This window comes from Streptomyces sp. NRRL B-24572, assembly GCF_002156145.1.
In the GTDB taxonomy this organism is placed as follows: domain Bacteria; phylum Actinomycetota; class Actinomycetes; order Streptomycetales; family Streptomycetaceae; genus Streptomyces; species Streptomyces vietnamensis.
Genome location: NZ_MWIG01000913.1, coordinates 1 through 7,427, shown reverse-complemented (window position 1 = coordinate 7,427; position 7,427 = coordinate 1). Strand labels below are relative to the sequence as shown.

The 7,427-nt window shown below is 72.0% G+C and carries 8 protein-coding genes and 1 pseudogene; all 9 read right to left on the bottom strand.

Going from position 1 to position 7,427, the window contains the following annotated elements; all coding sequences use genetic code 11:
- The coding region (locus CCN56_RS38185; protein ID WP_086832248.1) for a collagen binding domain-containing protein at positions 1-1,455 on the bottom strand (1,455 nt) is incomplete at its 3' end.
- A gap of 35 nt (positions 1,456-1,490) precedes the next feature.
- Positions 1,491-2,282 carry a DUF317 domain-containing protein gene (locus tag CCN56_RS38180; RefSeq protein ID WP_086832250.1) on the bottom strand — a complete coding sequence of 264 codons (792 nt, stop codon included), beginning with the start codon at positions 2,280-2,282 and terminating at the stop codon, positions 1,491-1,493.
- Positions 2,283-2,337: 55 nt separating this feature from the next.
- Positions 2,338-2,826: a hypothetical protein gene (locus CCN56_RS38175; RefSeq protein WP_086832247.1), complete on the bottom strand. Its 489-nt coding sequence runs from the start codon at positions 2,824-2,826 to the stop codon at positions 2,338-2,340.
- A gap of 30 nt (positions 2,827-2,856) precedes the next feature.
- Entirely contained in the window at positions 2,857-3,729 is an 873-nt protein-coding gene (locus CCN56_RS38170) for a DUF317 domain-containing protein (protein WP_086832246.1), read from the bottom strand.
- Positions 3,726-4,955 carry an acetyl-CoA carboxylase biotin carboxylase subunit family protein gene (locus CCN56_RS38165; protein WP_179200143.1) on the bottom strand — a complete coding sequence of 410 codons (1,230 nt, stop codon included), beginning with the start codon at positions 4,953-4,955 and terminating at the stop codon, positions 3,726-3,728. The genes CCN56_RS38170 and CCN56_RS38165 overlap by 4 nt, the downstream gene beginning before the upstream one ends.
- Before the next feature lie 42 nt (positions 4,956-4,997).
- Positions 4,998-5,300, bottom strand: a complete 303-nt coding sequence (locus CCN56_RS38160) for a hypothetical protein (RefSeq protein ID WP_086832245.1) — start codon at positions 5,298-5,300, stop codon at positions 4,998-5,000.
- Between the two features lie 35 nt (positions 5,301-5,335).
- A complete protein-coding gene (locus CCN56_RS38155; RefSeq protein WP_086832244.1) occupies positions 5,336-6,571 on the bottom strand; it encodes an MFS transporter in 1,236 nt (411 codons plus the stop codon).
- Positions 6,568-7,086: a regulator gene (locus tag CCN56_RS38150; RefSeq protein WP_086832243.1), complete on the bottom strand. Its 519-nt coding sequence runs from the start codon at positions 7,084-7,086 to the stop codon at positions 6,568-6,570. Before CCN56_RS38150 ends, CCN56_RS38155 begins: the two co-directional genes overlap by 4 nt.
- Positions 7,083-7,400: pseudogene (locus tag CCN56_RS38145) on the bottom strand (MarR family transcriptional regulator); the annotation flags it as partial. The gene CCN56_RS38150 and the pseudogene CCN56_RS38145, both read right to left, overlap by 4 nt.
- Positions 7,401-7,427 lie beyond the last annotated feature (27 nt).

Below are 7,427 nucleotides of genomic sequence, written 5' to 3'. Positions count from 1 at the left end.
GCCGGGCTTCGCGGTGAACGCGACGGGCGTGGTGTCGAGCTGGTAGCCGTCGGGGGCCTTGGTCTCGGCGGCCCAGTAGCGGGTGCCGGCCTTGAGGGTGACGTCGAGGTCGGTCTCGGCGGTGCCGTTCGTGCCGGTGGTCAGCGTGGTGACGACCTTGCCGGGGATGTGCTTGCCGGTCTTGTCTTTCTCGTCGGCCCGGATGGCGATGACCGCGCCCGCGAGCGCCCGGCCGGTGTTCTTGTCGATCTTCTTCACCGACAGATCGGCCTTCTTGAACGGGTCGGTGAGGTCGATCGGGTTGGCCTGTGCGGTGCGTCCGGCGGTGATGGTGATGGTCTGCTCGGGCACGAGGTCGTGGATAGGGCTGCCGGAAGAGGTCTCGCGCAGGCGGTAGGTGCCGGCCCGGAGCTGGTCGAAGGCGAGGACGCCCTGTGCGTCGGTCTTGCCCTCGGCGACCTTCTTCCGGTCCTTGTCCACGAGCTCGAAGGCGGCGCCGACCAGGCGGCTGCCCTCGGGGTCCTTCTTCCGGATGGTGACGCCGCCGGTCGCCTCGTCCACGGTGACGGTGGCAGAGTCCTCCGCGCTCGTGGTACCGCCGGCGAGGAGCATGCGCTGAGCGGCGGGGTTCTTCGGAGTGAGGACCTGCAGGTCGGTGGCGGGCAGGCCGTCGGTCTTCGCGGTGACGCTGGCGGTGCCCGCGGTCTTCGCGGTGAACTCCCACTGGGCGGTGCCGCTCGCGCTCGTGGTGACCTTCCCTGTGGCGGTGCCGGAGCCGGACTCGGCCAGCGCGACGGTCACCTTGGGCACGGGGGCGCCCGCGCTCGTGGTGATCTTTACGGCGATGGTGACCTTCGTCCCGGCGGTGGTGGTCTTCACCGAGGGGGTGATCGTGAGGGTGTAGGGGCCGGCGAGCCGCTTGGCCTCGGTGATGTAGCCCTGGGCGAGGGTGCGGGCGGTGGGGGATACGACGGGGTAGGCGAGGCGCTGCTTGCCGCGGGTGCCGTCGAGGGCGTACGTGCCGCCGGCCAGGTACTCGTACACGACCGCATCGACGGCTGCCGCCTGCGCGTTGTCGCGGGTCTGCCCGTACCGCCTGATCACGTACGCCGCCTGGGCCAGGCGCTCCTTCAGTACGGTCTTGCCGGTCACCGACGACGTCCAGGCGGTCACCGGCCTCGGGGCGCCGTAGCCGCCGGCGTCGGCCGGGCCCTTGCGCTCAGGGTCGGCGCAGTAGGTCTCGGCATCTCCGTGGACGGCCGGGCCGGGCGGGCCGTAGGCGCCGATGTGTGAGGCGTCGGCGTTGCCTTCGGAGTCGGGAATCGTGTAACCGGGGCCCAGGGAGATGGGAGCGGGGGCTGCCTGGGCGGGAGTCCAGACCAGGGTGCCGGCCACGCCGGCGGCGGTGGCCACGGCCAGGGTTCGGAGGGCACCGCGAACGGTACGGGCATGCACGAGAAAGGCTCCTTGGTACGAGTGAGAGGGAGGGTTCAGAGAGATCGGCCGAGGCCGACGCCCTTGGGAGGCGGGGCGACGGGCAGAGGGCCTGTCGTCTGCTTGGCTGGCGCTGGTGCGGCAACGTAGAGGTGACGGCGGGTGTGGAAGGGGACGTCCTGGGCGGTGCGGTGGACCGGCTCGGTGGAGATCAGCGAGGCGGTGAAAGCCGCGACGAGCGTGGTGGGCGTACCGAATGAGAAGCGCGCCTGCCAGTGAGGTTCGCTCGGGTATCCGCCCCAGGCCCGCCAGGTCGGACCGTCAGATCCCGTGGTGGCGTAGCGGTGCAGTACGCCCCCGAGCCCGTCCGGCGCCAGGAAGGTCTGGGTGCCGTCCGTCTTGACGCTGTGGCTCCAGCCGCGGGCGAACAGCGGCGCGTACGCCTCGTACGGCGCGGTCTCGTCCTCGTACAGCCAGTCGCGGTCGCTGTGCCGGTCTTCCAGGTAGAGGTCGAGCAGTTCGGTGTGGAGATCGTGCAGCAGCTCGACCGGTGTGGTGGCGTCGAGGGTGATCTGCCAGGCCACCGGGCCGAACGGGACACGGTTGGCGGCGATGGTCCACGTTCCCTTGCAGGGCTTGTCAGGTTCGAGGGCGAGGCGCGTCCACAGCCGCAGGCAGGGTCTGGTGGCGAAGGCTGTTCCCTCTTCGGGCTGGTGCAGTGACCAGTCCTTGTCGAAGGGGAAGGGCCAGGCGGTACGGGGACTGGCTGGGCCGGGTCCTGCCAGGTGGCGCGGAAGGACCTTCACACTCTGGGCGGGGTCGAGATTCTGGAACGGGTCGAACGACACGAAGTGGCTCCTGGAGAGGCCGAGCGCCCTCGGCAGGGGGATGGAGAGAGTCGGCTCACCGGGCACGGCCACCGCTGCGGGCGACTGCCGGGGCGGGGGTCCTGTGAGCGGTACGGCCCCGGGTGCGCGGCGGCGCGGACTCGTCCCACACACCGGGGAACCAGGCGGCGGCGTAATGCTCGATGGCGTCACGCAGCCCGGTGGTGACGGCGCCCTCCCACGGCGGCTTTCCAGGCCGGCGGTACGTGGCGAACGTGCCGTAGTACTTGCTGTTCACCAAGGTGTTGCGAGCCTCGTCGCGGCGGTGAAAGGTGCCGTGGTCCACGAAGTCGAGCGCCACCGCGTCGATCTCGCCTCGGTCCGGGTGGACGACTGCCAGGCGCAGGCCACCGTACGTGTCGGCGTGGATGGTGCGGCTGAAGTCGATCCGCAGCCGCAGCGGTGCGCTGGCGACGGGGGTGGCGTAGTACGTGTTGCCCACGACGGTGCTGTCGGGGAAGGGGAGGCACAGTTCGGCGAAGAACTCGGGGGCATGCAGGGACACGATGCGTCTCCGGTCGAGGTCGAGCTGGTGTCAGCGGCGCGGACCGGGCAGGGCCGGGCGGCTGGTGGTGCTCCAGCGCGGGACGCTGGCGGCGGGGAGCGTGGCCGGGCGGCGGGATGAGACGGCCCTCTTCACGTCGAGCGGGGTCGGGGCCGGCAGGCTTGGCGGGAGGATGGGGGTGAGCTGGGCCATGCCCTCGACGTAGCTGTGGGTGTCCTGACGCCAGCGCGGCAGCGGGGTCGGGTCAGAGACGCACTCGGTGACGGCCTTGAGCAGGGCGACGGGGGTGTCGGTGCTGGCGGTGGCGTACCAGAGGGGCCGGTCGAGGGAGGTGCCTGCCCAGATCTCCCAGCGGGCCGCGCGCGTGGCCAGCTCGCCCTCCGGGGCGAGGTGACCGGTGGTGAAGTGGAGTGCGGCGAGCCCGTCGGGGGCCTTGACCGCGAATGTGTCGGGCTCGGGGCGGTCGAGCTGCCAGCCGCGGTTGACGAGCACGGCGACGGCGTGGAACGGGTTGTGCTCCGCGCTGTCGGCCACGGGGCGTGTGAGGTAGGCGTCGGGGCCCTGTTCGTATGCTTCGGCGAGGGCGGTGGTGAAGGCGGTCACGAACTCGGTCGGGGTGGAGTCGTTGAAGCACACGCCCCACGCGGGCGGGCCGAACGGGTCCTTGTAGGCGTTGATCCGCCACAGGCCGTCGTCCTCGCCTTCGGGGAGGAAGCCGAGGCGGATCTTGCGGTCTGGGGAATTGACGTAGACGTTGCCGAGGTCGTCGTGCTCCAGGTCCCAGCCGAGGGCGAGAAGCGGGGCGAGTGCGGGGTCGCCGATCGCGAGGGAGCCGGCGAGATGACGCGGGGAGACGTAGACGTCGCCGTCGATGTCGGAGCGCGGGTCGGGCGCGGGGCTCATCGGACCGCCTGGGTGGTGACGGTGATCTCGTGGGCGGCGGTGTCGAGGCGCTCGTTGACCTCGGTGGTGTCGCGGCCGCTGACGATGTAGAACCCGGCTCGGGCGGTGAACAGGTCTCCGTGGGGCGGCAGGAGGATCGGTTCGCCGAGCTGGCGGGTCCACTGCACCTGGCGGAGCCAGGGGGTGTGGGCGGCGAATTCCTGGTTGATGTGGCGCTGGGTGAGGGTGCCGGAGGCGGCCGGGTAGAGCATGCGGATACCGGCGGTCTCGTGCCGGGTCGGGGTGAGGTCGGGGGTACGGCCGCAGGCGAGGTCGGCTGCGGCCTTGGGCAGGTCGATGCCGGTGGCGAGGCGGACGAGGTGGCCGATCATGTCGCCGCCGATGCGTGCGTTGACCTCGATCAGGCGGGGGCGGCCGTCGACCAAGCGCATCTCGACGTGCTGGACGCCGTCGGTGATGCCCAGGGCCTTGATCGCGGCGGCGGCGACCGGCGCGACCTGGACGAGGAGCGGGTCGTCGGGGTCGACGGTGTGGCCGGTCTCCTCGAAGTACGGGGCCGGGCCGAGGCTCTTGCGGGTGACGGCGACGGCGGTGGTCTCGCCGTGGTGGGTGACGCACTCGACCGAGATCTCCGGGCCGTCGAGGTACTCCTCGACCAGGACCGCGGTGTCCTCGTGGCTCTGGCCGGCACCGGCCGAGGCGAAGTCGAAGGCGTCGGGCAGCTGCTCGGGCCGGTCGATGCGGATCACGCCGATGCTTCCGGCGAACGCGGCGGGCTTGAGTACGGCGGGGTAGCCGATGGTCATCGTCGCCAGCCCCGCCTCCACCAGGGACCGTGCCTTCATCGAGGCCGCCGAGGGAACGCCGTGGCGGGCGAACAGGGTGCGGGCGGTGGCCTTGTTGCGGCAGGCCCGCATCACCTCGACGGAGTTCGTCGGCAGTTCGAGCGCGCGGGCGAGGCGGGCGGTGGGTACGAGGTGCCACTCCGTCCAGGTGGCCACGCCGGCGAGTTCGTGGCGCTCGGCGAGGGCACGGCCGGCGGCGAGCAGGTCGGTGGTGTTGTCGAGGTCGGCGACGGCGTGGTCGACGATGTACGGCCTCTCCCACGACGGCTCGGTACCGGTCAGCAGGACGACGTCGTACGCGGCGGCCACCTGCTTGAGGCAGTAGCCGCGGTAGATCTCATCGCCTGGCGAGACGACGAGGAGGCGGGGGCGAGCGGACAAGAAGACGGTTCTCCGTATCGGTGGAGGGCGGGACGGGGTAGGTCAGGCGGCGCGGCGGCGGCGCAGCTCGAACGCGCTGGCCCAGCGGGGGTGGTCGTCGACCAGGCGGCGGGCGTAGAGGGCGGTGAAGTTGTTGTTCAGTCCGGCGACGCCGTGCGGGAGCTGGCGACGCAGGTCCTCGAAGAGGTCCTTCACGCCGACGCGGGTGGCGCCGGCGGCGAGGCGGCGCGCGGCCAGGCGTTCCAGGGCGCGGTACACGTGCGGGTTGTGTGCGTCGAAGGCGTGGAACTGTTCGGTGATGGTGCGACCGTGCGCAGGGTTCGGGCCGAGAGCGACAGCGGGCATGGGGGTCTCCACAGGCTGGGGAAAGCGTGGCGCGGTCAGGAGCGCAGGGCGGGATCGGTGCGCAGGCGGGCGAAGGCGCAAAACAGCCCGAGTGCCTGCAGGGCGGCGCAGGCGGTGATGACGTGGCCGAGTGCCTCGGGCGGGGTGAGCGCTGTGAGTACGCCGGCGACGGGGAAGGGCAGCAGGAGGATGAGGATGGTCACCGACAGGGTGCTGCCGAACTTCTCCGGCGGGATGAGGCGGGAGCGCAGGGTGCGCAGGACCACCGTCATGCCGCCTTCGCCCGCCATGAGGAGGGCGACGAGGATCAGGTAGGAGCGGTAGTCGGGGGCCTGGGCGGCGGCGAGACAGGCGAGCGAGGCGAGGGCTGCGCAGGCGGCGCCGACCGGCCACAAGCCCAGGCGGTCGATCGCGAACCGGCAGATGGTGACGGCCAGAAGCGTCGCTCCGGCGGCGGCGGACCAGACCAGGCCGACGGCGGTGGTCGACTGCCCGAAGTGCTGGACGACGATCACGGGGCCGGCCGCTTGGAGGAGGCCCGTGGCCAGGTTGGACAAGGTCAGCCCGGTCACGAGCCAGCCAAGCGCGGGCAGGGAGCGGATGGTGCGCCATCCGGTGAGCAGGCCGGCGCCGGACTGCCCCTTGGGCGCACGGGCCGGGGCGACGGGCGAAGGGGGTGTGCGCAGGGCGAGCAGCGCGGCGAGCAGCGAGAGCGCGGTGATCACCGCGAGCATCTGCGGCGGGCCGGTGAGCAGGAGCAGTCCGGCGAGCGCGGGGCCGGCCAGGGTCGCGGTCTGGTCGATCCCGAGCAAAACGGCCTGGACCCGGTGGGCGCGTGCACCGGCTCGGCGGCCGGCAGCAGCCCCCGCGGTCTCGGCCGCGATGTAACTGAACTCCGTGAGCACGCCAGTGGCCGCCGCGAGCGCCATCACGGTCACGCTCGCCACGATGCCGGACGGATGAAGGTAGAGAAGGACCGCGCCGGTGGTGAGGGCCAGCGCCCGCCCCAGGGACGCGAGGTGGAAGACGACGGAGGCGCCGCGCCGGTCGACGACCGATCCGGCCCACCCGAACGCCGCCAGTCTCGGGATCCACTCCAGCGCGAAGGCAACTCCGGTCAGCGTGGCGGAGCGTGTGGTGGCCAGGACCAGGAGCGGGATGCCGTAGGTGGACATGGCGAACGCCAGGGCGTCCGCCGTACGCGGCAGGTAGATGCCGCCCATCAGCCCGGCGGTATGGCGCGCGTGCCGGGGCATGACCGCTGCGCTCACGCGACCGGCTCGGGCTCGGGCAGCGCGGTGACCTGCGGATTACTGGTCAGCCACTGGATCAGCAGGGCGCGGAGAACATCGAGGTCACTCTCGCGCCCGGGGCCGGACAAGGACCCGGTGCTCGGGGAAGCGAAGCCGTCGGCCTGCTCGGTCGCGAGCGAGGCCGCCAGGAGATCGAAGGTGTGCCGGACGCGGCTGCCGAAATCGCTGACCGGCTCCGGACAGTTGTGGCGGCGGGCCCATCGGGCGGTCGCGTCGTAGAGGTCGGCCAGGGCCGAACCGGTCTCGGTGAGTTCCAGGCCGATGCCGGGTACGGACCGGACCAGACCGTGGCCGCGGCCCGTCTCGGCAGCACAGCGCAGGTGGTGCGGGGACAGGTCGTGGAGGATGCCGGCCAGCCGTCGCGGCGGTATCGCCCCGTTGTCGTCGATCTCGGTGATGAGCCGGACCAGCGGCGGCGAGGCGAGCAGCACGATGGCCTTGTCCAGTTCGGCGGAGGTGAACAGGGTGGTCATCGGCGCGGGCCTCCCGCCGGGACGGCCGCCATCGGGCGGGCGGGCGTGGCGTGGGAGAAGAGGTCGCGGTTGCGCCACGTCGGCCGGGACTGGTTGCTGACCCATCCCTTCGGCGCGGGCGTGATCTGGGGATGCCCCCAGACCGGGTGCTGGCCGGCCTTGCTGAGGGGCTGACCGGCGGACCACGCGGACAGGGCTCCGAGAACGGGCCCCAGGCCGTCGCCCGCCGCGGACAGACGGTAGGGCCGGCCGATCCCGTCGGTGTCGACCAGGCCGTCGGCCACCAGCTGGCGCAGCGGCGACTGGACCAACGTCTACCCGCCGCTGCGCCAGCTGGTGGC

What these genes read in the sequence shown, in the direction of transcription:
- CCN56_RS38150 (WP_086832243.1), bottom strand. Translation starts at nt 7,086, where the DNA reads ATGACCACCCTGTTCACCTCCGCCGAACTGGACAAGGCCATCGTGCTG.
- CCN56_RS38170 (WP_086832246.1), bottom strand. Translation starts at nt 3,729, where the DNA reads ATGAGCCCCGCGCCCGACCCGCGCTCCGACATCGACGGCGACGTCTAC.
- CCN56_RS38160 (WP_086832245.1), bottom strand. Translation starts at nt 5,300, where the DNA reads ATGCCCGCTGTCGCTCTCGGCCCGAACCCTGCGCACGGTCGCACCATC.